Origin of the sequence: Comamonas squillarum (assembly GCF_025309455.1) — a bacterium.
Classification (GTDB): domain Bacteria; phylum Pseudomonadota; class Gammaproteobacteria; order Burkholderiales; family Burkholderiaceae_C; genus Comamonas; species Comamonas squillarum.
In genome coordinates this window covers 1188005-1214463 of record NZ_CP104377.1, presented here as the reverse complement: position 1 = coordinate 1214463, position 26459 = coordinate 1188005, and the positions used below count along the sequence as shown (strand labels likewise).

Annotated in this window: 26 protein-coding genes; 16 read left to right on the top strand and 10 right to left on the bottom strand. The window is 64.2% G+C overall.

Annotated features, from left to right (window positions below; genetic code table 11):
* Positions 1-43 precede the first annotated feature (43 nt).
* The 11 genes from N4T19_RS05680 to N4T19_RS05630 all read left to right on the top strand — a co-directional run bounded on the left by N4T19_RS05680 (position 44) and on the right by N4T19_RS05630 (position 11620).
* Entirely contained in the window at positions 44-370 is a 327-nt protein-coding gene (locus tag N4T19_RS05680) for a hypothetical protein (RefSeq protein ID WP_182341726.1), read from the top strand.
* Positions 367-1320 (top strand): CorA family divalent cation transporter, encoded by a 954-nt coding sequence (locus tag N4T19_RS05675; RefSeq protein ID WP_260719660.1) that lies wholly within the window; start codon positions 367-369, stop codon positions 1318-1320. The genes N4T19_RS05680 and N4T19_RS05675 overlap by 4 nt, the downstream gene beginning before the upstream one ends.
* On the top strand, positions 1317-2225 hold the full coding sequence (locus N4T19_RS05670) for a CorA family divalent cation transporter (protein WP_260719659.1): 909 nt from the start codon (positions 1317-1319) through the stop codon (positions 2223-2225). Before N4T19_RS05675 ends, N4T19_RS05670 begins: the two co-directional genes overlap by 4 nt.
* 152 nt (positions 2226-2377) lie before the next feature.
* Positions 2378-3571 (top strand): porin, encoded by a 1194-nt coding sequence (locus tag N4T19_RS05665; RefSeq protein ID WP_260719658.1) that lies wholly within the window; start codon positions 2378-2380, stop codon positions 3569-3571.
* A gap of 89 nt (positions 3572-3660) precedes the next feature.
* Positions 3661-4734 (top strand): sensor histidine kinase, encoded by a 1074-nt coding sequence (locus N4T19_RS05660; protein ID WP_182341718.1) that lies wholly within the window; start codon positions 3661-3663, stop codon positions 4732-4734.
* A complete protein-coding gene (locus tag N4T19_RS05655; protein WP_260719657.1) occupies positions 4731-5405 on the top strand; it encodes a response regulator transcription factor in 675 nt (224 codons plus the stop codon). Before N4T19_RS05660 ends, N4T19_RS05655 begins: the two co-directional genes overlap by 4 nt.
* Positions 5406-5714: 309 nt before the next feature.
* Complete coding sequence (gene efeU, locus N4T19_RS05650) at positions 5715-7823, top strand: iron uptake transporter permease EfeU (RefSeq protein ID WP_260719656.1); 2109 nt, start codon at positions 5715-5717, stop codon at positions 7821-7823.
* Positions 7824-7868: 45 nt separating this feature from the next.
* Positions 7869-9212: an iron uptake transporter deferrochelatase/peroxidase subunit gene (gene efeB, locus N4T19_RS05645; protein ID WP_260719655.1), complete on the top strand. Its 1344-nt coding sequence runs from the start codon at positions 7869-7871 to the stop codon at positions 9210-9212.
* A gap of 140 nt (positions 9213-9352) precedes the next feature.
* A complete protein-coding gene (gene efeO, locus N4T19_RS05640; RefSeq protein WP_198424321.1) occupies positions 9353-10192 on the top strand; it encodes an iron uptake system protein EfeO in 840 nt (279 codons plus the stop codon).
* A 123-nt stretch (positions 10193-10315) separates the two neighbouring features.
* Entirely contained in the window at positions 10316-10903 is a 588-nt protein-coding gene (locus N4T19_RS05635) for a L,D-transpeptidase (protein ID WP_260719654.1), read from the top strand.
* Positions 10904-11113: 210 nt separating this feature from the next.
* The gene (locus tag N4T19_RS05630; protein ID WP_260719653.1) at positions 11114-11620 is read left to right on the top strand and encodes a DUF6882 domain-containing protein; all 507 of its coding nucleotides are present in this window, start codon (positions 11114-11116) and stop codon (positions 11618-11620) included.
* A 17-nt stretch (positions 11621-11637) separates the two neighbouring features.
* On the opposite strand, the gene N4T19_RS05625 is transcribed toward N4T19_RS05630, so the two are convergent.
* The 4 genes from N4T19_RS05625 to N4T19_RS05610 form a co-directional block, all read right to left on the bottom strand.
* Positions 11638-11994: a VOC family protein gene (locus N4T19_RS05625; RefSeq protein WP_260719652.1), complete on the bottom strand. Its 357-nt coding sequence runs from the start codon at positions 11992-11994 to the stop codon at positions 11638-11640.
* Positions 11995-12401: 407 nt separating this feature from the next.
* The gene (locus N4T19_RS05620; protein ID WP_260719651.1) at positions 12402-13397 is read right to left on the bottom strand and encodes a Bug family tripartite tricarboxylate transporter substrate binding protein; all 996 of its coding nucleotides are present in this window, start codon (positions 13395-13397) and stop codon (positions 12402-12404) included.
* 65 nt (positions 13398-13462) lie between these two features.
* The gene (locus N4T19_RS05615) at positions 13463-14668 is read right to left on the bottom strand and encodes a CaiB/BaiF CoA transferase family protein (protein WP_260719650.1); all 1206 of its coding nucleotides are present in this window, start codon (positions 14666-14668) and stop codon (positions 13463-13465) included.
* A 58-nt stretch (positions 14669-14726) separates the two neighbouring features.
* Complete coding sequence (locus N4T19_RS05610) at positions 14727-15680, bottom strand: hydroxymethylglutaryl-CoA lyase (RefSeq protein WP_182341703.1); 954 nt, start codon at positions 15678-15680, stop codon at positions 14727-14729.
* A 98-nt stretch (positions 15681-15778) separates the two neighbouring features.
* On the opposite strand from N4T19_RS05610, the gene N4T19_RS05605 reads away from it, so the two are divergent.
* From N4T19_RS05605 to N4T19_RS05590, 4 genes are all read left to right on the top strand, one after another.
* Entirely contained in the window at positions 15779-16681 is a 903-nt protein-coding gene (locus N4T19_RS05605) for a LysR family transcriptional regulator (protein WP_021025885.1), read from the top strand.
* A gap of 114 nt (positions 16682-16795) precedes the next feature.
* Positions 16796-16969, top strand: coding sequence for a hypothetical protein (locus tag N4T19_RS05600; protein WP_182341697.1), 174 nt, complete (start codon positions 16796-16798; stop codon positions 16967-16969).
* A 513-nt stretch (positions 16970-17482) separates the two neighbouring features.
* Complete coding sequence (locus N4T19_RS05595; protein ID WP_260719649.1) at positions 17483-17968, top strand: Rrf2 family transcriptional regulator; 486 nt, start codon at positions 17483-17485, stop codon at positions 17966-17968.
* Positions 17958-18851: an NAD(P)/FAD-dependent oxidoreductase gene (locus tag N4T19_RS05590; RefSeq protein WP_260720272.1), complete on the top strand. Its 894-nt coding sequence runs from the start codon at positions 17958-17960 to the stop codon at positions 18849-18851. The genes N4T19_RS05595 and N4T19_RS05590 overlap by 11 nt, the downstream gene beginning before the upstream one ends.
* 70 nt (positions 18852-18921) lie before the next feature.
* Here N4T19_RS05590 and N4T19_RS05585 read toward each other — a convergent pair whose 3' ends face one another.
* The 6 genes from N4T19_RS05585 to N4T19_RS05560 form a co-directional block, all read right to left on the bottom strand.
* Positions 18922-19836, bottom strand: a complete 915-nt coding sequence (locus tag N4T19_RS05585) for an NAD(P)-dependent oxidoreductase (RefSeq protein WP_260719648.1) — start codon at positions 19834-19836, stop codon at positions 18922-18924.
* A gap of 53 nt (positions 19837-19889) precedes the next feature.
* Positions 19890-21314: an aldehyde dehydrogenase family protein gene (locus N4T19_RS05580; protein WP_260719647.1), complete on the bottom strand. Its 1425-nt coding sequence runs from the start codon at positions 21312-21314 to the stop codon at positions 19890-19892.
* An 80-nt stretch (positions 21315-21394) separates the two neighbouring features.
* Entirely contained in the window at positions 21395-22606 is a 1212-nt protein-coding gene (locus N4T19_RS05575) for an ABC transporter substrate-binding protein (protein WP_116924005.1), read from the bottom strand.
* 67 nt (positions 22607-22673) lie between these two features.
* Complete coding sequence (locus N4T19_RS05570) at positions 22674-24152, bottom strand: aldehyde dehydrogenase (RefSeq protein ID WP_260719646.1); 1479 nt, start codon at positions 24150-24152, stop codon at positions 22674-22676.
* A gap of 106 nt (positions 24153-24258) precedes the next feature.
* A complete protein-coding gene (locus N4T19_RS05565; protein WP_260719645.1) occupies positions 24259-24855 on the bottom strand; it encodes a thiamine pyrophosphate-dependent enzyme in 597 nt (198 codons plus the stop codon).
* On the bottom strand, positions 24855-25388 hold the full coding sequence (locus tag N4T19_RS05560) for a thiamine pyrophosphate-binding protein (RefSeq protein ID WP_116924003.1): 534 nt from the start codon (positions 25386-25388) through the stop codon (positions 24855-24857). The genes N4T19_RS05565 and N4T19_RS05560 overlap by 1 nt, the downstream gene beginning before the upstream one ends.
* Before the next feature lie 108 nt (positions 25389-25496).
* On the opposite strand from N4T19_RS05560, the gene N4T19_RS05555 reads away from it, so the two are divergent.
* Complete coding sequence (locus N4T19_RS05555; RefSeq protein WP_116924002.1) at positions 25497-26453, top strand: LysR family transcriptional regulator; 957 nt, start codon at positions 25497-25499, stop codon at positions 26451-26453.
* The last annotated feature ends 6 nt before the right edge of the window (positions 26454-26459 follow it).

Here is a 26459-nt window from a genome sequence, read left to right as displayed (position 1 = left end):
GAAGCAGTGCGAAGTCTGTGACCCCCTACCTGGAGTATTTCTGATGCCGCCAACGACTGACAAAATTAGCTTTAGCTACACCACGCTCAACCGCCAACTCGAAGGCCTGGTGTGGAATGCCGACCTGAGCTTGCAAGATGCTAGCCAGGCCGCATCGCAGCGCCGCCAGGCGATCAACGAGGCACGTGCCAGCCGCCCGCGTACCGCGCAGATTGAGCGCGAAATCATGATCGCGGTGATCGTGCTGTATGCACTCATCCTGGGCAGCTTTGCCGCGCTGCATCTGTATGGGGGCTATGTGCTGGACCAGCAGGACAGGGCCAAGCAAGCCGCTGAACCCGCGCCGACCGCCAGTGAGGTGCAGCGATGAGCGAGGCACGTATCCACTGCCACGCGGCCGGTGGCCTCATAGACGCCCGCCTGGCCCAGGCCGGCTGGCTGCGCCTCAACGCCCAGCAGGGCGAGTCGCTGGCGGCTGCGCAGCGTCTGCATAGGCTCAACCTGTCCTGGGAGCGCGGCCGGGCGGCAACGCAGGAAGGCGACTTTATCGTCATCCCTGTGGAGCTGGTCCTGCTCCAGGACGAGGCGTTCCGGGAGACGGTCGTGCTTTTTGCGCTCGGCAAGGAGCGGCTCATCAGCGTGGAGCAGGGCCCGCGCCTGCATGCCCTGGACCAGGCTGGCGAGCAACTGCTCGCGTCCATGGGCGATGGCTGCGCCCTCGACCCCTGCACAGCGATGTTCTGCATGCTCGACGCACTCAACGACGCGGCCCATGCCAGCTTGCGCGATATCGCCGCGCGCCTGGACGAGCGCAGCGATGCCGTGGCCGCGGCCAGCGGCGGGTTTGACACCGCCAAGCGCCAGGCAGGGGTGGCGGATATCGCCAGCACCGCCATGGCACTGGGTGAGGCCGAGGAGCTGGTGGCCAAGGCGGTTGAGGGGCAGTTGATGCTGGCGCGTGCGGGCCGTTGGCTGCGGCGCGCGGCAGGCGATGCACACTGGGGGCCGCGCTTGCCGGTGCTGCTGTCGGACATCCACAGCCTGCGGCGCTATGCCCGGTTTCAGCATGACAAGATCCGCAACCTGCAGCAGTCACTGATGACGACCCTCGATATCAAGCAGAACCAGGTGATCAAGGTGTTCACCGTGGTCACCGCTGTTTTCACACCTCCCACCCTGGTCGCTGCGTTTTACGGGCAGAACTTTGCCTACATGCCCGAGCTGGCGCTGCCTTGGGGGGAGTGGATGGTCATGGGGCTGACAGGCCTGTTCGCGCTGGTGCCGCTGGCCTACATCAAACGCAAGGGGTGGATGCGATGACGTGGGATCAAACCTTGCCTCTATGGACGCGCCTGCATGCCGCCAGCCCCCAGGCGCTCGATGACCTGGGCAGGCGCCATGGCATCGACCTGCTGTCAACAACCGCGCAGCGCCAATGGGGTGCGGGTGCTGCGATGCGCATCCGATGCGCGCGCGTGCAAGACGGGAGGGTGCTGGTGGCCGATCTGCTGTGGCACCAGGCTGCGGATGCGCAGGCGCTCTACACGGTCGAGACAGGCTACCGCATGCTGCGCCCGGGTCAGGCGCTCGAGCGCTTCAAGGCGCAGGGCTTGCCTGCGGGCAGCGCGCATGCCGTCGCGCTGGTGCTGCTGCACCAGTTGCTGGGCCAGACCGGTCTGGTGCTGGACGGCATCGACAAGGGGCTGGCGACCTCGATGCGCTCGCTGCGGAGCTTCCAGTTGACGGTGGGCACGCCCGGCACCCGGGGTGCCCAAGACCTGACCGATGTAGACAGCCATCTGTCCATGCTCCACCGGCCGCTGTCGGTGGTTGTGCAGGCGCTCGATGACCTGGCCCAGGCAGCGATGCAGCTGCGCCGCGGTGCTTGGCAGGGATCACAGCTGCAGAGCATTCATGTGGATGCGCTGCTGGCCGAGATCGAGGGCGTACAGCGGCGGGCTCGCTGCATGCTCGATCGCCAGCGCTTCCACCGCCGTGCGGCCGAGGAAACGGTGGCAATGAGCGACCTGAATGTGACCAAGGTATTCAGTGTGCTCTGGGCGGCCTTTATTCCGGGTACGGCCCTGATCAACTGGTATGGCCAGAATTTTCGGGTGATGCCCGAGCTGTCCTGGCAGGGCTCGCTCTGGATGCAGTTGCTCGCCGTATTGGTGCTCACCGCCATCCCTGTCTGGATGGTCAAGCACTCGGGCACATTGCGATGACAGCACCAAGTCCATTGCATCGGTTGTTTTTGCGCCATTGCCTCACCCGCCGTTTGCCCTTTATCTTTCACCTGCCCCTTTTTCAGCAGCCAGGCCGCTGCGCCCGTCGCAGGATGCGACAGCGCCCTGGCCGCGCCATGACCGAGCCCGCTATGTCGCCATTGTTTTTTCCCAGGGTCGCCTTGCGCTCGGCCCCGTCCCGGCAGCCATCCGTCCGCCGGGCTTGGGCCCGTACGCTGTCCAGCGGTGCAGCCGCACTGGCCGCCGCAGCCGCAATGCCAGCCCTGGCGCAGACCAGCCTGCGCCTGTATGGCACGGTCGATGCCGCCATCGGCTGGACCCGGGTGAGCGGGGCGCCAACGCAAAAGAGCCTGCTGAGTGGCGGCCAGTCCGATTCGCTCTGGGGCCTGCAGGGCCGCGAGGCACTGGGTGGCAGCAGCTACGCCGCCTTTGCGCTGGAAGGCGGCCTGGATGCCGCCCACGGCGCGCCCGATGATCCGGCAAGGCCGTTCAACTACCAGTCCTGGGTGGGGGTGGGCAATGCGAGCCTGGGCGAGCTGCGCCTGGGGCGCCAGTACACCGTGGGCCAGGCCTTTGTCAGTGCGATCGAGGTCGGGTCCTGGAAGAGCTTTGGTGTGGGCGCCTTGTTGCGGGCCTCGGACAACTACCAGGTGTCCCAGCAGATCAGCTGGCGCAGCCCGCAGTGGGGCGGTGTACAGCTGGGCGCCAGTTACAGCTTTGATGCGGGTGACGCGCCAGCCGCAGGCACGACGGGCAGCGCCACCCACAAGCTCTACAGCTTGGCACTGCGCTATGAGGACGGCCCCTGGCTGCTGGCTGCGAGCTGGGAGCAGGCCAATGCCGTCCTTTTGCACGCTGGCTTGGCGGGCCGGCACCCCAGCGCCGCGCAACTGGGTGCCAGCTACAACTTTGGCGTGGCACGCCTGGCGGCGGGCTGGAGCCGCCAGCGCAATGGCTTTGTCGGGCGCAATGGCGGCGATGGTTCGGCGGATTTGCAGGCGGCCGGGCTCAAGGGGCTGGGGCCGATCGAGTTCATCGATGGCGGCCGCCTGGACGCGCTCTATCTGGGTGTGTCCATTCCTCTGAACCACGGCGAGCTCCAAGCACAGTGGTCCCAGGCGCGGCCCAACTGGGATTGGCAGGACAGCGGTGCGCGCGCGAAAACCAGCCAGGTGATGTCGTTGGGCTATATCCACCCGCTGTCGCTGCGCACCAGTGTCTATGCCTTTGTTGCCCATGGGCGTGCCTATGCACTGGATGCGGCCGTGGATGCCAGCCAGACCACCGTGAGCCGGGTGGCTTTTGGACTGAACACCCGTTTTTGATGTGGGGGGCCTTTGGTCCCACGTTGCCGTTGACGTGGTAGCCTTTTGCGATCCCTGCAACCCAGCGCCGCTTTGTGTGCGTGTTTCTGATGACGACCCCGTTCCTGCCACCCCAACTCTGGCGCCGCCCAGGCCTGCACGTCATGGCGATGGTGCTCGCGCTGGTGCTGCTGTTTCTGATCGACACGGCGACCCGTTACGAAGTGGCGGTGTCGGTGTTCTACACCGTGGTCATTGTGGCGATGGCCCATGTGCTGGCCTTGCGGGGGCTCATGGTGCTCACCGGCAGCTGCATTGCGCTGACTTGGCTGAGCTTTTTCATCACCCGCTATGGCGACCTGCGCGCAGGCCAGATCAATATGCTGATCAGCACGGTGGCCATTCTGATCACGGGCTACCTGGCCTGCAGGGCGGAATTGGCGCGCGCGGCCGCCCATGAGGCCCAGGCCAGGCTCTTGCGCATCTCGCGCATCCACAGCCTGGAGGGCTTGACCACCTCGATTGCGCATGAGCTCAACCAGCCGTTGGCAGCGATCGTGACCAGCGGCCATGCCTGCCAGCGCTGGATGGAGCAAGACCCGCCCAACCTGGACAAGGCCCGGCAGGCGCTCTTGCGTATTCTGGGCGATGCCGACCGGGCCAGCGCCATCATTGGCCGGGTGCGCAAGCTCAGCAAGGGCGAACCCGCCAGCCCCAGGCCCTTTGTCTTCAACGCCGCCGTGCGCGAAGTGCTGGCGCTGTCCCAGGCGGAGATACAGCGACTGGACATCGCGATGCGTGCCGATCTGGCCGCTGGCCTTCCCCTGGCGCTGGCCGATCCGGTGCAGGTCCAGCAGGTCATCGCCAATCTGGTGCTCAATGCGATGGAGGCCACGGCCTTGGTGGATATAGCGCGCCGCACCATCCTGGTGGAATCGCTGCAGCTGCAGGACAAGCTGGTGTTTCGGGTATCGGATGGCGGCCCGGGCCTGCCCGCTGGTGCGCAGGAGCAGGTGTTTGAACCTTTCTGGACCACCAAGCATGAGGGCATTGGCGTGGGGCTGAGCATCAGCCGCAGCATTGTCGAGAGCAATGGTGGCCATATCTGGGCGGAGCCCCATCTACAGGGTGGGGCGGTGTTTGCATTCAGCGTGCCGGTGGCGCCGCAGGAGGGCCTGGCATGACGGAAGCTGCGATGGTCTATGTGGTCGATGACGACCACTCGGTGCGCGCCGCGCTGGAGGATCTGCTCGCCTCTGTCGGCTTGCCTGTGCGCTCCTTCGCCTCTGCGGCCGAATTTCTGGCGCATCCGCCCGCTGATGCGCCCGCCTGCCTGGTGCTCGATGTGCGCATGCCCGGGCAAAGCGGCATGGAGTTCCAGCGCCAGATGCAGAGCCTGGGCCTGCTGCTGCCCGTGGTCTTCATCACCGGACACGGCGATATTGCGATGGGCGTCAAGGCCATCAAGCAGGGCGCCATCGACTTTCTGGCCAAACCTTTTCGGGACCAGGATCTGCTCGATGCCATCCACCACGGCATTGCGCAAGACCGCGCCCGGCGCCTGCAGGATGCGGACCGGGCCGAGAGCCATGGCCGCTGGCAGGCGCTCTCCGAGGGCGAGCGCGAGGTGGTGCGGCTGGTGGTGCAGGGCCTGCTCAACAAGCAGATTGCGCACCAGCTGCAGCTGAGTGAAGTGACAGTGAAAGTGCGGCGTAGCAATGCGATGCGCAAGCTGCAGCTGAGCTCAGTGGCCGATCTGGTGCGCCTGACTGAAAAGCTGGGCGTCTGGCTGCTGGCCAGGACCCCAGTGCGGTGCGGGAGAGGACCCGAGGCTGAAGCCAGCCTTACGCCATGATGGCGGCATGGGTGTTTCTTGGATGACCGATGCTATCTAATTGATAGCTTCAAAGCCATGTGCGCGATGATAAGATATGCGTTTTTGCTTGTAAATGCTGTGCCCGCATGTAGGCGGTCTTCGGTTGCGCTGACTGCGACGGCGGTTTGGTCTTAACATGCTGCACCTGCCTTTGCTGCATCGCCGCATTGTCTGCCTGCGGCTGGCCGTGGGCCGTTCGGCGCGGTTGGGCATTTATCGACAGAACTGAGAAAGATCAGCAGGCGGCGCGGCCCTTGGCATGCGCCCACGGCTTGAGCAACACATTACATGCTGGTTCCATTTTTGATTATGTTGCGCGAGGGCATCGAGGCCGCGCTGATCGTTGGCATCATTGCCAGTTTCCTGCGCCACACGGGCCGCGCCCGCCTGATGCCCGCCGTCTGGGCCGGGGTGTTTCTTGCGCTGGGCCTGTCGCTGTTTGTCGGCGCTGGGCTGCAGTGGATGGCGGCCGAGTTTCCGCAAAAGCAGCAGGAGCTGTTTGAAGGCCTGGTCGGTTTTATCGCCGTGGGCATGCTGACGGGCATGGTGTTCTGGATGCGCAAGGCCTCGCGCTCGATCAAGGGCGAGTTGCAGGCCTCGGTCGACAAGGCGCTCAGCACCTCGGGCAGTGCCAGCTGGGCGCTGATCGGCATGGTCTTTCTGGCCGTGGCACGCGAAGGGGTGGAATCGGTCTTCTTCTTGCTCGCCATCTTCCAGCAAAGCTCGGGCTGGAGTGCCGCTGCCGGCGCGTTCCTCGGCGTGGCGCTGTCGGTGCTGCTGGGCATTGGACTCTACAAAGGCGGTGTGCGCATCAATCTGCGCCAGTTCTTCCGCTACACCGGCGTCTTTATCTTGGTGGTCGCGGCTGGCCTTCTGGCTGGCGCGGTGCGCCGCCTGCATGAGGCCGGTGTCTGGAACCAGCTGCAGCAAGTCGTGTTCGACAGCAGTGGTGTTTTGCCCGAGGACAGTCCGCTGGGCGTGATTCTGGGCGGCCTGCTGGGCTATATGCATGCACCGGTCGTCGGCGAAGTGCTGGCCTGGGCGCTGTACCTGGCCGTGACCTTGGTGATGTTTTTCTGGCCGGTCAAGGCGGCGCCTGCTGTGGCCGCCGCGCCTGCCGCATCCACCCCCGCCGCTGCACCGACCCCCGTGCCCGCTGCCGAGCCTGCGCCCCGGCTGGGCCCGGTGGTGCTGGGCAGTGTGGTCGTGTTCCTGCTGGGTGCTGCTGCCTTCTGGCAGGCGTCGACCGCGCCGCTTGCCAGCGGCGCTGCTGCGGGTAGCGCCACCTCAGCCGATGGCGTGCCGGTGGTGACCATTGAAATCAACCAGGGCACCTGCACCCCCAATGCGGTGACGGTGCCGGCCGGCAAGGTGATCTTCCGCATCGTCAACCAATCACAGCGCGCGCTGGAGTGGGAGATTCTGGACGGCGTGATGGTGCTCGAAGAGCGCGAGAACATTCTGCCGGGAATGACGCAGCAGCTGAGCGCGCGCCTGGTGCCTGGCAACTACGAGATGACCTGCGGCCTGCTCAACGCCGCGCGTGGCAGCCTGACGGTGACGACCTCGGACGCCTTCAAGGCCGAGGCGGCCAAGCCGCCGGTGACCGCCTTCCTGGGCGCACTGGCCGAGTACCAGGTCTATATGCTGACCGAGACGGCCAGCCTGCAAGAGATGGTCGATGCGCTGCAGCAGCGGCTGGCCCACCCGCTGGACGCCGGTGCGATGCCGCAAGACGGCTACCCCGCCGATGCACAGCAGCTGGCTGCGCTGGCGCGTGGCCAGTACCAAAAGCTGGCACCGCTGGCCGTGCAGTACGGCGATTTGAATGCCCGCATCGATGCGCGTGCCGCTGACTTTGCGCTGCGCGACAAGGACCCGGCCTTTGTGGGCCTGCAGCGCATTGCTGCGGGCCTGCAAGCGGGTGAGGCAGCGGACCAGCTGCTGCCGCTGGCCACCAGCTTGCAGACGGATGTGCAGCAACTGGCCCAGCGCCTGGGTGACGTGGCCTTGCAGCCCCAGTCTATTGCTGCGGCAGCGGCCAAGGCGCTGGAGCGTGCCTCCACCTTGATTCCTGGCGAGGCGACCACGCCCGAGCAGGGCCTGGCTGTGCTGCAGTTTGTCTACGGCAGCTGGGCTGCGGCCAACAAGGCCCAGCAAGTGCTGGGCCCCGTGCTGGCCAATGCCAACCCGAGCCTGAACCAGCAGCTGCAAGACAGCCTGGCCAAGCTGCGCCAGCGCATGCAAGAGCTGGGCGTGCCCGCCGATGACAGCCAGGTGGCCGACACAGCCGGCACCGCGCTGAACCCGGTGCAGTGCCAGAACCTGGCCCAGGCGCTCTACCAGGCATCGCAAAGCATGGCCAAGGTCAATGCAGCGCTGGGCTTGCAGCCCTGAACTTTCCGCCTTCTATTTCTACAAATAACACTCAGAAAGCACCACATGTCTTTGTTCAAGAACAGGAACGCGTCTCAATCCGCAGCTCCGGGCAGCACCGACCCCGCCAGGCGGCGCTGGCTGGGGGAAGCCGCTGGCGTCATGGGCGCCGGCGTGCTGGCGGGCATGCCTGCACGCCAGGCGATGGCTGCGGAAGACGCCTCGCCCGGCAACACCCAGGTGGCCGATGCGCCGCACACCAGTGTGTCGCAGCAGCGCGTGCCGTTCTACGGCAAGCACCAGGCCGGTATCGTCACGCCCCGGCCGCTGGCCGGCATGTTGGTCAGCTTTGATGTGCTGGCCAGCAACCAGGCGGAGCTCGAGCGCCTGTTCAAAACCCTGACCGAGCGCATCCACTTTCTGACCCAGGGCGGCGCGCAACCAGTGCTCGATCCCAAGCTGCCGCCGGCCGGCTCGGGCATTTTGGGCCCGGTGGTGCAGCCCGATGCACTGACGGTGACCGTCGGCGTGGGCCACAGCCTGTTTGATGACCGCTTTGGTCTGAAGAACCATTGCCCCAAGCGCCTCACCCCCATGCAGCAGCACCCCAATGACGCGCTGCAGGCCGCGCTCTGCCATGGCGATCTGTCGATCCAGTTCTGCGCCAACACGCCCGACACCAATATCCATGCGCTGCGCGACATCATCAAGAACCTGCCCGATCTGCTGATGGTGCGCTGGAAGCAGGAGGGCTCGGTGCCGCCGATCCCCGCCGCCGTGGGCCAGCCCGCTGAGAGCGCGCGCAACTTTCTGGGCTTCCGTGATGGCTCGGCCAACCCCCAGTCCGATGACGACGCGATGATGCGCCGCATTGTCTGGGTGCAGCCCGAGTCGGACGAGCCCGCCTGGGCCGCTGGTGGCAGCTACCAGGCCGTGCGCATCATCCGCAACTTTGTCGAGCGCTGGGACCGCACGCCGCTGGGCGAGCAAGAGGCCATCATGGGCCGTGACAAGGACAGCGGTGCGCCGCTGGATGCGCGCAAGAAGACCGAGCACGACACGCCCGACTATGCGGCCGACCCCGAAGGCAGGAAGACGCCGATGGATGCGCATATCCGCCTGGCCAACCCACGCAACCACGGCAGCGAGGCCAACCTGATCCTGCGCCGCCCCTTCAACTACTCCAATGGCGTGACCAAGTCGGGCCAGCTGGAGATGGGCCTGCTGTTCATCTGCTACCAGGCCGATCTGGAAAAGGGCTTTGTCACGGTGCAAAAGCGGCTCGACGGCGAGCCGCTCGAAGAATACATCAAGCCCATTGGCGGCGGCTTTTTCTATGTGCTGCCGGGCGTGGCCGACGCCCATGACTGGCTGGGACGCGGCCTGCTGGCCGCTGCCGCCAAGGCCTGATCTCGTTTCCTAACCAGCCACTGGTGTCTGTACTGCAAGGCCTGGGCGCGTCCATCTTCATGAAGGACGCCAGCCTGGGTCTGGCATTGGGATGCTGGAAGCCAAAAATTATCAATCTAACAGTATCTAGGAGTTCTCGTATGTCCATGCGTCGCCAATTCTTGCAAGGCCTGCTGCTGGCCGGCAGTGCCAGCGTCATTCCCCTGTCCAGCTGGGCAGCAGACGGCGTGTCTGCGCTGGAGCTGGTCAAGCCGCTGGCCGAGTACAAGCTGTACGTCAACACCAACCTGCGCGAGCTGGTCAAGGGTGTGCAGGCCTTTACCGATGCGGTCAAGGCCGGCAAGGTCGAAGAAGCCAAGAAGATGTACGCCACCGTGCGTCGCCCTTATGAGCGCATCGAGCCTATCGCCGAGCTGTTTGCCGATCTGGACAAGAGCATGGACTCGCGCGCCGATGACCATGAAAAAGCCGAGAAGGACCCGGGCTTCACCGGCTTCCACCGCATCGAGTACGGCCTGTGGGTCGAGAAGAGCACCAAGGGCCTGACCCCCTTTGCCGACAAGCTGCTGGCCGACGCCAAGGAGCTGCAAAAGCGCGTGAGCGGCCTGACCTTCCCGCCTGAAAAGGTCGTGGGCGGCGCAGCCGTGCTGATGGAAGAGGTGGCTGCCACCAAGATCTCGGGTGAAGAAGAGCGCTACAGCCACACCGACCTGGACGACTTCCAGGCCAATTTTGAAGGTGCGGACAAGATTTTTGAACTGCTGCGCCCCCTGGTCGAGAAAAAGGACAAGGCCTTTGTCGAGAAGACCGCATCGAACTTCAAGACCGTGTTCGACATCTTGGCCAAGTACCGCAAGCCCGATGGCAGCTTTGAGCTGTACACCAAGCTGAATGAGGCCGACCGCAAGATCCTGGCCGGCCGCGTGAACACGCTGGCCGAAGACCTGTCCAAGCTGCGCGGCATGCTTGGCCTGAACTGATAGCGCCCTCAGCTTGCTGAACGATGGACCGCCCCTGTGCAAGGGGCGGTTTTTTTATTCCATGATGACTTCAGTGCCGCATGTCGCTGGACTACGTAGAAGCCAGATACAGCAGGTTTACCAATGACGGCGCTGGCTGGAACAATTTCAGAGTTGGCGATATGCTGCTCTCGGTTCAACTTCCAACTGGGTCGCCGAACGATGCTTGTACAAGTGCTTTCCTCCATCGAAATGCCCGCGCATATACACGTTTCGGTCGAACGGCAGTCGCTTCATTTAGCGTTGGCCAATGGCGTTGAACGTCATTACGATGTATCGACGGCAGCGAACGGAACGGGTTGCGAAACTGGTAGCTATTGCACGCCTACCGGCGACCAACGCATTCGGTTAAAGATAGGAGAGGGATGTCCTACGGGCGCAGTGTTTCGGCGGCGAAGACCCACCGGCGAGATATTTAATCCGGAACTCGCAGAACGCTTTCCGGACCGCGATTGGATCTTGACACGCATCCTCTGGTTAGAAGGGTTGCAATACGGCATCAATCGCGCAAGCAGTTTGGACACCTTGAGAAGATTCATCTACATCCATGGCACAGCCGACGAGCATTTAATTGGAAGACCGGTTTCGCATGGATGCATACGTATGAGAAATGACGAGATAGTCGACCTCTTCTCGCTTGTCCCTACCGGCATTGCCGTGCACATTGAATGAGCTAAGCCCGTCTGAGGGTGGCGCGTAAGCGATTGAATTGGAGTGAAATCGGGCGATTTCTGCGCGCTGGCCCTTGCTTGCACCCTGGTGCAAGCTGCGTTCCATCCCTTCGAACTCATCCCGATTGCACTCCAACGCGGCTGCGTAGAGACTTTGAACAGGTTCTTAGATTGGCCGACAATGGCGGCTGCATTTTGAACCGTTAGCGCTATGAACGACACCACCACCAGCCCCAAAGGGGGCGAGACCGACTGGGCCGCCTGGAGCCGCGAAGCCGTCGAGACCATGATGGCCCGCAATACCGAGTGGCCCCGCCAGTTTGGCCTGCAGAGCGCACCGCACTACCACTGGGATCTGCAAACCGCCAGCCTGGTGCTGCAGGCGCCCTTGCATGAGGTGCAGGGCACCGTCTGCCTGGTGGGTACCAGCAGCGAGAGCGAAGGCAGCTTTGTGTGGAGCTGGGCCAATGCCAATATCCCCGCCCAGCATGGCCAGGCCTTGGAGGTCGTCCACGACTTTGGCCGCGAGCACCAGCTGGCCTTGCTGACCACCGCAAGCATCCCCGGCGGCCGGCCCGAGGCAACCGAGTGCCTCTGCATTGCCGCCCGGCTGCAGCGCGCCATTGGCACCTTTATCGACCAGCAAGGCGATATCACGCTGTACTTCAGCATCCTGCATCTGCAGGTGGTGCAGAACCCGGACCAGGCGCTGCAGTAAAGGTTTGCCGCCCGCAGCTAGCTAACTGCTCGGCAGTGCAAGCCCAGGCTGCAACCAAAGGGGTCCAGCAGCATGGCCGCTGTGGCCCCCAGGCTGGTCGTCATCGGCCCCCGGTAGAGCCGCGCGCCATGGGCCTGCAGGCGCTCGATAGCAGCGCCCAGATCAGCCACCTCCCAGTACACCGTCGTGCCGCCCACCCCGCCCGGGCATTTGCCATCGGCGGGATGAAAGCCGATCAACAGCCCCGGGCCCTGCACAAAGGCATAGTGCGCGTTCTCGTGCTGCACCTCCGTGCCCAAGAGCTGGGCATACCAGGCGGCTGCGGCATCGATATCGGCGACAAACAGCACGACGGAGTCCAGTTTTTTGAACAAGGCTATTCTTTGCTTTGAGGGGGAGGTGGTGGGCTGCGCGATTGTGGCATGGCGCAGCGGGGCGTGAGCTTCGGTGCAGTACATCCGCGGTGTTTGCTTCATACAAACACTCATTCAGCCTAAGGCAGATATTGTGTTGCATTGACCGGTTGAATTCACAACCCGTTGCAGCGGGCCGCTTCACAAAGCTGAACTACAGCAGCGCAGCGATTGCCGTCCTCGCTTTCGTCATCCGAGCCCGAATGATTCAAAATGAATCCGATCCATCAAATGCCGGGGCCAAACACCTAGGGCAGCGGTGGCGATCCAAGGTTTCATAGTAGCAACTCCGTGCGAAAAGACAGTCTCAAAAGCGTAGAGCAGTCTGAATCTGCCTTTTGTTGGAGGAGTTCGATCCATCTGCGGTCTCAATCCATTTTGACTTGCGCGGCTTTCACCGCCGCCTGCATGCGCAGCTTTTCGCTCGCCATAAAACGGGTCGCCACATCCGGCGGGGTGAGCTGGATTTCGTAGCCCTGGGCGATTAGCGCTTCGCGGGCTTCTGGGGAGGCAATGCCTTGCACAAAGCCCTGGTAGAGGCGATCTATTTCTGTCTTGGGTACACCCGCTGGGGCAATGGCGGCGATCCAGCCGTCCAGCTCGTACTGCGGCAGGCCTTGTTCGGCAATGGTGGGCACATCGGGCAGGCTGGCGCTGCGTTTGGCGCTGGTGATGCCGATGGCGCGCAGGTTCCCGGCCTTGATGTGGGCCATGGCGGGTGCGACCGCCACCACCCCCAGCTGCACCTGGCCGCTGAGCAAGTCATTCATCAGCTGGCCCGTGCCCTTGTAGGGGATGTGGGGCACATCGATCTGTGCCTGCTCGACAAACATGGCAGCGCCCAAATGCAGGATGGTGCCATTGCCCGATGAGCCGTAGTTGAGCGTGCCGGGATGGGCCTTGGCATGGGCAATCAGCTCCTGCACAGTACGTGCAGGCACCTTGGGGTTGGCCACCAGCACAAAGGGCGTGGTGCCGATGATGGTGATGGGCGCGATGTCCTTGATCGAATCAAAGGGAATGTTTTTGTACAGGCTGGGGTTGACGACGTGGTTGTTGCTGACGATGCCAATAGTGTCCCCATCTTTGGACGCCCGCACAATCTGCGCCGTGCCGGTGATGCCGCCTGCGCCAGGCAGGTTCTCAATCACCAGGGTCTGGCCCAGGGCTTTGCTGATGGGCGTGCTGATGGCGCGAATGGCGCCGTCGGCCCCCGAGCCCGCCGATAGCGGCAAGATGACGCGCAGCGCTTTGTCGTGCCCTGCCGGCTTGGTTTGCGCCAGCGCGGGCAAGGCGCCACTAGTGAGGCTGGCCAGCGCCATGGCCAGTACGGTGCGGCGGGTGAATGGGCGGGTGGGGTGCATGTTTGTCTCCTGATTGCGGCTTTTCGCCTGTCTATAAAGGATTTTATGCTCTTATATTAGTAGCATTATGCAGCTGCCTGGGCGGCCTGCATGGCGCTGATCTGCGCGGCGTCGTAGCCCAGGCTGGCCAGCAACTCGGCGGTGTGCTCGCCCAGACGCGGCGGGTTTTGGCGTACGGTCAGGCGCTCGCCCGCCATGCGCAGCGGCAGCAAGGTGGTCTGTGCGGTTTGGCCGGCGCGTTCGCCGTCGGTCAGTGTTACCTCGGCCAAACCGCCGGTGGCCTGCAGGTGCGGGTCGTCCAGCAGTTGTTCTGGCTTACTGATGGGGGCGTAGGGCAGGCCGTTGTCTTCAAAGATTTTGGCGACCTGTGCGACATCCATGCGTGCCAGGCGCGCGCGCAGATCGGCGAGCAGGGCCGGGCGCTCACGTACGCGTTCGTTGTTGGTGGTGTAGCGCGGGTTGGCCAGCAGATCGGCCCAGCCAAAGGCCTGGCACAGGGTGCGCCACTGGGCATCGCTCACGGCCGCCAAAAAGATCTGCTCGCCGTCTTGGACGGTGAACACGTCGTACACCGACCAGGCCGAGATACGGTTGGGCATGGGCTCGGCCGCCTCGCCCGTCACGGCGAACTGCATCATGTGCTGGCCCACCAGGAACACATTGTTCTCGAACAGCGCCGAGTCGATCTCCTGGCCACGGCCCGTTTGCGCCCGCTGCATCAGCGCTGCCATGGCGCCGATCGCGCCAAACATGCCGCCCATGATGTCGTTCACGCTGGTGCCCGCGCGCAGCGGGTCGCCGGGACGGCCTGTCATGTAGGCCAGGCCCCCCATCATCTGCACGACCTCGTCCAGCGCTGTGCGGTGCTCGTACGGCCCGGGCAAAAAGCCGGTGTGGTTCACATAGATCAGGCGCTCGTTCAGCTTGGACAGCGCGGCATAATCCAGGCCGTACTTGGTCATCACGCCGGGCTTGAAGTTTTGCGCCACTACATCGGCCGTGCTGGCCAGGCGTATGGCAGCTTCCAGTCCCTGGGGCTGGCGCAGGTCCAGCGCAATGCTTTTTTTGTTGCGATTGAACATGGGGAAAAAGCCGGCGCCCGCACCCAGCAAGTAACGCGTGCGGTCACCCTCGACAGGTTCAACCTTGATGACTTCGGCCCCCAGGTCGGCTAGCACCATGCCGCAGGTGGGGCCCATGACCATGTGGGTGAATTCGACCACGCGGATACCGGCGAGTGGGAGCGATGGAGAGGGAGATGGAGTACTCATATTTTAATAGCTACTAGCGCGCATGGGGTGAGCGTCAGCGGTTGATTTGGTCTAAAACTTAAGGGCAAATGGCGGTAGAGGCCTGGGGTGCTGCAATCACCCCCGCTTGCCACAGGCTGCCGTGCAGCCGCTCGTTGGGCAGCCAGGCGTGCATGCGTTGGCGCAGCTGCAAAAGGGCGGGAACATCCAGACCCGAATCAATGCCCATGCGCTGCAGCATATAGGCCAGGTCTTCGGTGGTCACATTGCCACTGGCACCCGGTGCATGCGGGCAGCCGCCAATGCCGCCCAGGCAGGCGTCAAAGTGGGTGATGCCGGTTTGCCAGGCCGCATAGGCGTTGGCCAGACCCATGCCGCGGGTGTCGTGAAAATGGGCGGTGCGCAGCCGGTCGCCCACCAGTTTCCGGGCTTTTTCAAACAAACGGCGCACGCTGTCGGGGTCGGCATAGCCCACGGTATCGGCCAGGCTCACATGGTCGGCGCCTGCGTCCAGCAAGGCCTGCATCAGGCGCAGCACCTCGCTTTCGGCCACATCGCCTTGCAGCGTGCAGCCAAAGGCCGTACCCACGCCGCCTTCAATGTGGGCGCGGCTGCCCGCTGCGTCGCGCACTGCGCGGATGCGGGCGACTTCCGCCACGACATCGTCAGGTGTTTTGCGCAGATTGGCCAGGCTGTGCGCATGGCTGGCCGACAACGGCACGACCATGGACTGCGCACCCGCTGCCAAGGCGCGCTCGGCGCCTTTGAGGTTGGGTACCAGGACAGAGGCGAGCAAGCCGGGTTTGCTGCAGGCATGGGCGAGAACGGCTTCGGTATCGGCCAGCTGGGGCAGCAGGTGCGCGGGCACCATCGATCCCACCTCCATCTCCCGCATACCGGCGTCGTAGGCGGCGTCAATCCAGGCGCATTTGTCGGCGGTGCTGACGATGCTGGCCAGGCTTTGCAGGCCATCGCGCAGGCCAACTTCGCGAATGCTGGCGCGCCGTGTAGCAAGGGTTGAGGTGGCGGTCATCGTGTCTCCTGGCTTTTGTCGTTGGCTCTGATTTTAGATTTTCCAAAGCATCAGCAATAATCCAATGCGGAAGCGGTTTCGTTCCAAAAAGGAAAATCATGTATGACCTGAGTCTGCTGAACCTGCGGCTGTTTGTGCAGGTATGCGAGCAGCGCAGCATTGCCCGTGTGGCGCAGGCCGAGGCGCTGGTGGCATCTGCCATCAGCAAGCGCCTGGCGCAGCTTGAGCACCAGATGGGCGCGCCCTTGTTCATCCGCGAACGGCGCGGCCTGCGCCCCACGGCGGCGGGTGAGACTTTGCTAGAGCATGCGCGCACCATGCTGGCCGCCGCCAACCACATGCAGCAAGAAATGGCGGCCTATAGCAAGGGCGTACAGGGGCAGGTACGGGTATTGGTCACGGCGTCGGTGATGGCCGAATCCTTGGCCGACCATGTCGCAAGTTTTTTGCAGCAACCCGCGCACACCAGTATCCGTGTGACTTTGGAGGAGTGCGTGAGCCCGGATGTGGTGCGCGGCGTGCGCGAAGGGCGTGCGGCCATGGGGATTTGCTGGGACGCAGCCGATTTGAGCGGCCTGCAGACCCAGCCGTATAGCAGCGACCACCTGGCCATTGCGGCCCACAAAAGCCACCCCATCGCACGCATGGCGCAAAGCGCAGCGGTGCACTTCTCTGACGTACTGGACTACGAACATGTCAGCATGCCGGCGTTGAGCGCAGTGCAAATTTTGCTCACCCGCGCCGCCGCACAAGAAGGAAAGGCGCTGCGCCACCGCGTGCACGTCTCCAACTTTGATGCCGCGCTGCGCGTGGTCCAGGCCAATCTGGCGATCAGCGTGGTGCCGCGCGAAGTGGCACTGAGCTTTGCCGCCAACACGGATGTTCGGGTGATTCCGCTGGCGGACAGCTGGGCGAAGCGGCAGTTTGCGATCAGCTACCGGGACGCGGCCTTGCTGTCGTCGGCGGCCAAGGCTTTGTTGAACCATTTGGCGGCGCAGTAGCCGCAGGCCTTGCAGGGCAAGGCGACGGGCGAGACCTTCAATAGGGCGGGCAAGACCGATATTCTCCTGCGCGAGGGCGACCGCAACGTCTTCATCGCAGAGTGCAAGTTCTGAATGGGGCCGAAAGCCTTCGGTGAGGCCATTGACCAGCGGCTTGGCTACACCACGTGGCGCGATAGGAAAACCGCGATCCTCGTTTTCAATCGTGGCACTGAGACCTCAACCGTTCTCACCGGCATCGACACTGTTGCCAAGGCGCACGGCAACTTCAAACGCGCCGTGGCGTGACCGCACGAGAGCGGCTTCCGATACGTCTTTCATAGCAGCGGCGACAAGAACCGCGAGTTGGTCCTGACAGTGCTCGTGTTTCACGTGCCGACATTGCGAAAAACGGTGATGCCTTACGGAAAAGCGTATGGCAATGGCGATTGGCAGGTTTCGACGTCAGCGGCTGTTCGATGCCGCATTCTGACCGGCAGCAATCAGCCTGAAGTCGTCTATCGGAGCTGCCTTGCGGCTGTCCTCTACCGGCCGATAGCCGCCATCCTAGTTTCGAATGGACCAGGCGCATCAGCAGTCTCACGGGCCGGCGACAGGCTGGAAGCCGCCCCTGCACACCCTCGGGCTGAGCTCAAAACGCTCCGAGTTCAAACTTCAGTGAGAAAAATTCAAAACCCATGGAGAACCGACAAAAACTTGCAAGGTCGATAGAAATCACAACAAGCGCTTGACCTTAGCGGGGGTAATGGTTCTTTGCAGAGCTGATGGCACAGATTCATTTCATGTAACTACAATAGTTGCATGAAGCATAACAGCCAGTTTTCAGATGTTCTCCATGTGCTGCTGCACCTGGCCGAGGCGCAGACGCCGCTGACCTCCGAGGTCCTGGCGCAGACCATGGACACCAACCCAGTGGTGCTGCGGCGCTTGATGGCCGGCTTGCGCGATGCCGGCATGGTCTCGTCCGGCAAGGGCCATGGGGGCGGCTGGCTGATTGCGCCCGGCTGGGGCGAGACGACGCTGCGCGATATCCACCAGGCGCTGGGCGCACCGTCGCTGGTGTCGCTGGGCTTTCGCGAGGACCACCCCGAGTGCCTGGTCGCACAGGTCGTGAACAGCTCGCTGCGCAGCGCGATGCAGGAGGCCGAGGCCTCGCTCCTGGCCCAGCTGGGCGGCATCACCCTGGCGCAGCTGTCTGCCCAGATCGGCGCTTCGCTGCGTGCGCACCGGCTGGCCAAAACATCCACCCCCCACCGTATAGAGGACCACCATGGACATGCACACTGATTTCGCCATCGTCGGCGGCAGCTATGCCGGTATGTCGGCTGCGTTGCAGCTGGCACGGGCGCGCCGCCAGGTCACCGTCATCGATGCAGGCCTGCGCCGCAACCGCTTTGTGGACGAGGCGGGCAGCACTTCGCATGGCTTTTTGTCGCGCGACGGCATGGCGCCGGCCCAGCTGTGGCAAGAGGCACGCACGCAATTGCTGCAATACCCCAGCGTGCGCTGGATCGACGGCCAGGCCGAGCAGGCCCAGGTGCTGCCCAGCGGCGAGCTGGCGCTGCAGGTCGGCGGCCAGTTGCTGGTGGCGCGCCGCCTGGTGCTGGCCACTGGGGTGCGCGATGAACTGCCTGCCGTGCCCGGCTTGGCCGAGCGCTGGGGCAACAGCGTGTTCCATTGCCCGTATTGCCATGGCTACGAGGTGGGTGGCGGCGCGATTGGTGTGATTGCTGCCTCACCGCTGGCCCAGCACCATGCACTGATGCTGCCCGATTGGGGCCCGACCACCTTGTTCCTCAACGGCGTCTATGCGCCGACGCCGGCGGATCTGGCGGATTTCGCGCGGCGCGGCACCCAGATCGAGGCCACAGCGGTGCTGCGCATCGATGGCTTTGCGGATGTGGTGCTGGCCGATGGCCGGACCTTGGCCATGCAGGGCCTGTTCACGCAGCCCCGCACCACACCCGCGAGCCCCGTGGCACAGCAGCTCGGTTGCGTGCTGGCCGATGGCCCGATGGGCCCCTATGTGCAGGTCGATGCAATGCAGCAGACCAGCGTAGCCAATGTGTTTGCCTGCGGCGATGCTGCGCGTGCAGCGGGCAGCATTGCGCTGTCGGTGGCCGATGGGGCGATGGCCGGGGTGGCGGCGCACCGCGCATCGATGCTCTGAGCCAAGGGCCGGATGCAGAAAACGCCCCTGGCGGGCGTTTCTTCCTGGGCGGCTTGCAGCTGCTCGGCGATCAGCTGGGCTTCCAGCCCTTGGGCACGCGGGGCCGCTCGATCTTGGCCAGCTCGCAGACCACATCGGCCATGCCGGAAAAATCGATACCGCCAAACGCGCTGGCACGCGCCAGGCTAAAGGACTCATGCACGGCAGCGGCCACGGGCATAGGCACACGGGCCGCGTGCGCGGCGCTGATGACCAGTGACAAATCCTTGTGCGCCAGATCGATGGTAAAGCCCGGCGAAGTATCGCCAGCCAGCACCTTGTTGGGAAAGTTCATGCGCAGCTGGCCATTGTTGGCCGAGGTACCCAAGAGCACCTGCAGGGTTTTGCTGATGTCGAGCCCAAAGCGCTGCGACAGGGCCAGCGCCTCGGCATTGACCTGGCACAAGGTGATGGCCACATAGTTGTTGACCAGCTTGGTGCGCCCGCCTGTGCCCACCGGGCCGCAGTGGTAGGTAGTGGTGCCCATCGCATCGAGCAGCGGTTTGACCTTGGCGAAATCGGCCTCGCTCGCGCCCACCATGAACAGGCTCTCGCCCCGGTCGGCATGCTCGGCCAGGCGCCCCACTGGGGCGTCGACCACAGTCATCTGGCGGCCGGCGGCTGCTTTGCTGAGCCGGTCGGTGGCGAGCGGGTCAATGGTGCTCATGTCCAGCAAGATGGTGCCGGGCAGCGCGTTGGCAAAGATGCCATCAGCGCCCTGGGCGATCTGCTCGACCTCGACCGAGGAAGGCAGCATGGTGATGACCACCGAGCAGCGGCGTGCAATGTCGGGCACGCTCGCGGCTTCGGCGCCCAGCGCGACCAGTGCCTCCACGGCCTGGGGGTTGAGGTCGGCCACCAACAGGCTGAAGCCTTTTTTCTGCAGATTGGCGGCCATGGAGCGGCCCATGCGTCCCAGGCCGATAAAACCGATGCTGTCTGTCATGGTGAGGGTCTCCTGCGAAAAGTTCTAAGTGGTATGGGGAATGGAAAGAGGGCTCAGTACGCGATGTAGGCCGTCTTGGTGCTGGTGTAGAAATCGACTGCATAGCGCCCTTGCTCGCGCGGGCCGTAGCTGGAGGCGCGCGTGCCGCCAAAGGGCACGTGGTAGTCGAGCCCGGCGGTGGGCAGGTTGACCATGGCCAGCCCGCTGCGCACATGCAGGCGGAAGTGGTTGGCAGCGCGCAGCGAGGTGGTACAGATGCCGGCCGACAGGCCGTAGCGCGTGTCGTTGGCGGTGGCCAGTGCCTCGTCGTAGTCGGCGACCTTGATGACGCTGGCGACCGGGCCAAAAATCTCTTCCTGGTTGATGCGCATGGCGTTGTGGGTTGCGGTGAGCAGGGCAGGCCGCACAAAGTAGCCCGGGGTCGCCGCCTGCACTGGCGTGCCGCCTTCGACCAGCTCGGCGCCTTCGCGCCTGCCCAGGTCCAGGTAGTGCTGGATCTTGTCGAACTGCGACTGGTTGATGACCGGCCCGATCTGCGTGGTCTTGTCCAGGCTGTTGCCGACGACCATGGCACGCATGCGCGCCGTCAGCGCCTCGACAAAGCGGTCATGCGCCCGCTCGGTGACGATGAGGCGGCTCGACGCCGTGCAGCGCTGGCCGGCCGAGTAGAAGGCGCCGTTGAGTGCGCATTCCACGGCCACATCCAGGTCGGCGTCATCGAGCACCACCAGCGGGTTCTTGCCACCCATCTCCAGCTGCAGCCGGATCATCTCGCCGATGGCGGTCTGCGCAATGCTCTGGCCCACATGCACGCTGCCGGTAAACGACACCGCATCGACGCCGCTCAGCAGCCCCTGCGCCGCATGCTTGCCGCTGCCGTTGACCAGGTTGGCCACGCCCGGCAGCAGGCCTTGCTCATCGAGAATGCGAAAGAGCGCATGGGCCACGCCGGGCGTGTATTCCGAGGGCTTGAGCACCACGGTGTTGCCAAAGGCCAGCGCCGGGGCAATCTTCCAGGCGGGGATGGCGATCGGAAAGTTCCAGGGCGTGATCAGGCTCACGACGCCCAGCGCATGGCGGCTGATCTGCACGCCGATGCCCGGCCGCACCGAAGGCAGGCTCTCGCCGCCATAGCGCAGGCATTCGCCAGCAAAGAACTGGAAGATCTGCGCGGCGCGCACCACCTCGCCCAGGCCTTCGGCCAAGGTTTTGCCCGCTTCGCGCGAGACCAGCAGGCCCAGGCTTTCCTTTTGCGCCATCATCTGGTTGGACACGCGCTGCAAAAAGTCCGAGCGCATCTGCGTGGTGGTGTGCTGCCAGCGTCCAAAGGCGGCGCGCGCTGCGGCCACGGCCTGCTGCATCTGCTGGGCATCGGCCGCCGCATACTCGCCCACCATTTCGCGGGTGTCAGAGGGGTTCCAGCTTTGGATCGTGCTGGCGCCGGCCAGCCACTGGCCATTGATCAGGTTCTCGTTCATGTCTCACTCTCAAGGCAATAGGTGGCGCTGCGCGCATGGTGGGCGCGCAGCGCAGTCAGTCGGAAAGCGCGAGCCGGGCTTCAGGCCGCAGGCTTGAGTAGCGGGCAGGCACCTTCCTTGGACGGTGCATAGGCCTTGTCGCCCGGGATGGTGCTGACCACCTTGTAGTAGTCCCAGGGCTTGGTCGATTCGGCCGGCTTTTTCACCTGCATCAGGTACATGTCATGCACCATGGCGCCATCGGCTCGGATGTAGCCCTTGGCAAACATGTCATCGATGGGCAGCGACTTGAGCGCGGCCATCACCTGGTCGGGCTCGGTGCTGCCTGCCTTTTGCACTGCCTTCAGGTAAGTGGTGGTGGCCGAGTAGTCACCCGCCTGGAAGGTGGTGGGCATCTTCTTGTTCTTGTCGTAGAAGCGCTGGGAGAATGCGCGCGAGGCATCGCTCATGTCCCAGTACCAGCCCTCGGTCAGGTACATGCCGCCGGTGGTGCCTAGGCCCAGGCTGTGGATATCGGTGATGAAGGCCATCAGCGCGGCCACGTTCATCTTCTTGTCGATGCCAAACTCTTTGGCGGTTTTGATGGCGTTGATCGTGTCGCCCCCGCCATTGGCCAGGCCCATCACCTTGGCGCCCGAGCTTTGCGCCTTCATCACATAGGACGAGAAATCGGAGGTGCTGAGCGGATGGCGGATCGCGCCCACCACATTGCCGCCGGTTTGCTTGACCACATTGATCGCGGCCTGCTCCATCGAGTGGCCAAAGGCGTAGTCCGACGTGAGGAAGTACCAGTCCTTGTAGCCCTGGCCCACCAGCGCGGCGGCCGTGCCGCGTGCCTGCGCTGAGGTGGAGTAGGTGTAGCGCACCATATAGGGCTGGCAGGCCTCTTCGGTCAGCGAATCGGCACCGGCGCCGGCGCTGATGAACACCTTTTTCTTGTCCTTGGACAGGTTGCTGATTGCCAGCGACACGGCCGAGTTCGACCCTCCGATGATCAGGTCGACATTGTCGTTATCCCACCATTGGCGCGCCTTCGATGCGGCGATGTCGGCCTTGTTCTGGTGGTCGGCCGAGATGATCTCGATCTTGCGCCCCAGCACCTCGCCGCCAAAATCGGCCACGGCCATGCGGATCGCGTCCAGACCACCGGGCCCATCAAAGTCCGAGTACAGGCCCGACATGTCGGTGATGAAGGCGATCTTGACCTTGTCGGGCGCGGCCTGCGCGCCGGTGGCGAGCAGGGCGGCCGTAGCCAGTGCCGCGGCAGTCAGGGGGCCGTGTGCTTTTCTCATGGTTTGTCTCCTAGAGTTTTTAAACGAAAGGCCTGCGGTGCTCTGTGTCACCTGCTAGGCGCGGGAACTAACGCAGTACAAAGGGGTTGCTCGTGGTCGCTCCGCTATTGATCCAGACCGACTTGGTCTGCAGGTATTCGTAGATCGCGCTCTGGCCGTTTTCGCGGCCCAGGCCCGAGTCCTTGTAGCCGCCAAAGGGCGCCATAAAGCTGACGGCGCGGTAGGTGTTGATCCAGACGGTGCCCGCCTGCAGGCGCTCGGACATGCGCAGCGCGCGCCCGATATCGCTAGTCCAGACGGCAGCGGCCAGGCCAAAGCGCACATCGTTGGCAATGCGCAGCGCATCGGCCTCGTCGTCAAAGGGGATCACCGACAGCACCGGGCCAAACACCTCTTCCTGCGCAATGCGCATGCCGTTGTGCACGCCGGTGAGGATGGTAGGCTCAATGAACCAGCCCTTGCCGCATTCGGCGCGGCTGGCTTTCGCACCGCCCAGCACCACCCGGGCACCCTCGGCCTTGGCAATGGCGATATAGGACAGCACTTTCTCGTACTGGGGCAGGGTGGTGACCGGGCCGACCTGGGTCTCCAGGCTCATCGGGTCGCCCATGCGGGCGGTGGCGGCAAAAGCCACCAGGCGCTCGACAAAGGCATCGTGGATGCTGCGCTGTACCAAAAGCCGCGATCCGGCGATACAGGTTTGCCCCGTGGCGGCAAAGATGCCCGAGATAGCACCATACATGGCCTGCTCCAGATCGGCATCGGCAAACACGATGTTGGGCGATTTGCCGCCCAGCTCCATCGAGGCATGCTTGAGCTGGCCGGCGGCCGCCTGGTTGATCGCGCGGCCGGTCACATCGGAGCCGGTGAAGCTGACCTTGGCGACCAGCGGGTGCGCCACCAGCGCGCTGCCCACCTGCGCGCCATAGCCGGTGACCACGTTGAACACGCCGGGCGGAAAGCCAGCTTCATTGAACAGCTCGGCAAACTCCAGGGTCGAGGCCGAGGTGAACTCGGACGGCTTGACCACCACCGTGCAGCCGGCTGCCAGCGCCGGCGCAATCTTCCAGGCCAGCAGAAACAGCGGGGAGTTCCAGGGCGTGATGGCAGCCACTACGCCCAGCGGCTCATGGCGGGTAAAGGCGAAATAGCCTTTCTTGTCCAGCGGCAAGGTGGCCCCTTGCACCTTGTCGGCCAGGCCGGCGTAGTAGTGGAACCACTGCGGGATGTACTGAAGCTGGCCGCGCATCTCGGCGAACAGCTTGCCGTTGTCCATCACTTCGGTGCGGGCGAGCTTCTCGGCATCGCGCTCGATCAAGGTGGCGAGCTTGCGCAGCAATGCGCCGCGTTCGGTCGCGCTCAGCTGCGGCCAGGCGCCGCTGCTAAAGGCTTGGTGCGCCGCCTGCACGGCCGCATCGACATCGGCGGCGCTGCCATCGGGTATTTCAGCCCAGGCCTCACCCGTGTAGGGGTTGAGGCTGGCAATCCATTGGCCGCTGGCGGGGGGCTGGGCCAGGCCGGCAATCTGAAGGGAGTAGCGTTTCATGGCAAAGGGCATTCGATGGCTGAGGGCAGCTCTGGGTGGTGCTGGCTAGTGCTGGAGAGAGCTGGATAGAGCTGAGAAGGGATGCCGGGCGGCATCCCTGCTATGGCTAGAACGGCTGCAGGCCCAGCGCGCTGCGAAAGCGGTTCTTGATGAAGGGGCCATCGCGCGGCGGCAGCGCGCGGGGCGGCTCATCGGCATGGATCAACGCCTGCACAAAGGTGGTGGCCTTGCGGGCGTTGATATGCGCGGCCAGCGCATCGGCTTCGTCCAAGGTGCGCAGCTGCTGCACCTGGGCAATGCCAAAGCCGCGCGCCACGGCCACCAGGTCGGTGCCCAGGCTGCTATGGCTCTTTTGCATGCCAGTCTCGCCGTAGTGGCCGTTGTCCAGCACGACGATGCTGAGGTTGGCGGGCGACTTGGCGGCAATCGTGGCCAGGCTGCCAATGCCCATCATCTGCTCGCCGTCGCCGGTGATGACCACTACCGGGCGCGTGGGCTGGGCCAGCGCAATGCCCAGCGCCACCGACGAGGCGCCGCCCATCGCGCCCCACAAGTAGTAGTTGTGGTCACGGTCGCCGGCGGCAAACACATCGTAGGAGGCCGAGCCCAGGCCGGTGACGACCAGCGCCTCGGTGGTTTTGGCCAGCAGGCGCGCGACAAACAGGCGGCGGTCCATGGCGGCGGAATTCTCGCGGGTCTGCATTACTTTCTCTCCCATTTCTTGCGGCCGATCACGTCCTGGCCAATCAACACGGCGATGCGGGCGCCGGCCATGAAGGCGCCATCGAGCGCCGCGCTGACGACCTCCTGCGCATCTTCGGGGCGGCGCACGCGCATCACATGGATGCCCATCAGCTCCATAGCGGCCTGCGTGGCCCGGCCCATCGGCGCTTGCCAGGGGTTGAACTCGGCGTACTCACCGCGCATTGTGACGATGGTGACAAAGGGGATGTCGGCGGCGCTGAGCAGCGAGAACATGTTGATGCAGTTGCCGACACCGCTGCTTTGCATCAGCAGCACCGCGCGCTGGCCGCCCAGCCAGGCGCCAGCGGCCACGGCCACGCCTTCTTCTTCGGTGGTCAGCGCCACATCGGTGATCTCGGGGTCGGCAATCGCGCTCTTGATGACATAGGCGTGGCCGGCATCGGGCACATAGGCCACTTGCTGCACGCCGGCATCCTTGATGGCCTGAAAAATGTCTTTTTGCCAGGGAGGTGGGTTGGGATTGGCGTTCATCTGCTTTCCGTTTTGTGAACCAGTGAAGGCATCATAAAATGTGATGATGTGATTTGAATAATCACCATTTTTGATATCACTATCACGCAATCTGATCGAGGCTGCAGCATGGATTTCAAGCAACTCAAGGCCTTTTTGACCGTCGCCGACACCGGCAGCGTGACCCGCGCATCGGAGCTGCTGCATGTGGTGCAGCCGGCGGTGTCGCGCCAGCTGAAGCTGCTGGAGGAAGACCTGGGCTGCGCGCTGTTTGAGCGCGAGCGCCATGGCATGGTGCTGACCGAGCAGGGCCAGGAGCTGGCGAGCTACGCACGCCGCGCGTTTGGCGAGCTGGAAAAAGCGCGGCTGCAACTGGCGGGCACGCAAGACGAGGTGACGGGTCTCGTCACCATTGGCCTCTTGCCCAGCACCTGCGATGTGGTCTCCAGCGCGCTGGTCGCCGCGCTGGCCAGCCGCTACCCGGGCATCAAGCTGCGCCTGACGGTCGCCTACGCCGGCACGCTCAGGCCCTGGCTGGTGAGCGGCCAGGTCGATGTGGCCTTGCTGTATGCGGCTGAGAAACACCCCGATCTGGTGCTGGAGCCGCTCATCGAAGAGGAGTTGTGGGGCCTGGGCCCCAAGGGCTGCGGCATGGCTGGTGCCACGGCCGTGCGCATGGCCGATATGGCGGGCCGGGCGCTGGTGCTGCCCAGCAACCCGCATGGCATCCGGCTGCTGGTCGAGCATGCCTGCGCGCTGGAGAACCTGCAGCTCAACATCTGCGTGGAGACCGATGCGCTGCCGGTGCAGCGCAGCGTGGTGATCGATGGCCTGGGCTACACCATCTTGCCCCCGATTGCGGTGGTCAGCGACCTGGCAGCCGGCAGGTTGGAGGGCGCGCCGTTGACCGAGCCCGAGCTCAAGCGGGTGATTGCGCTGGCCTATGCCGCCAACCGCAGCATGACCAAGCCGGTACGCGCCACCTTGGCCGTGCTGCGCGAGATTCTGGCGGCGGCCGTTGCCTCGGGCGGCTGGCCCAGCGGCAAATGGCTGGCCGCAGCAGCAGCCAAGGCCAGCCCGCCATAAAAATGC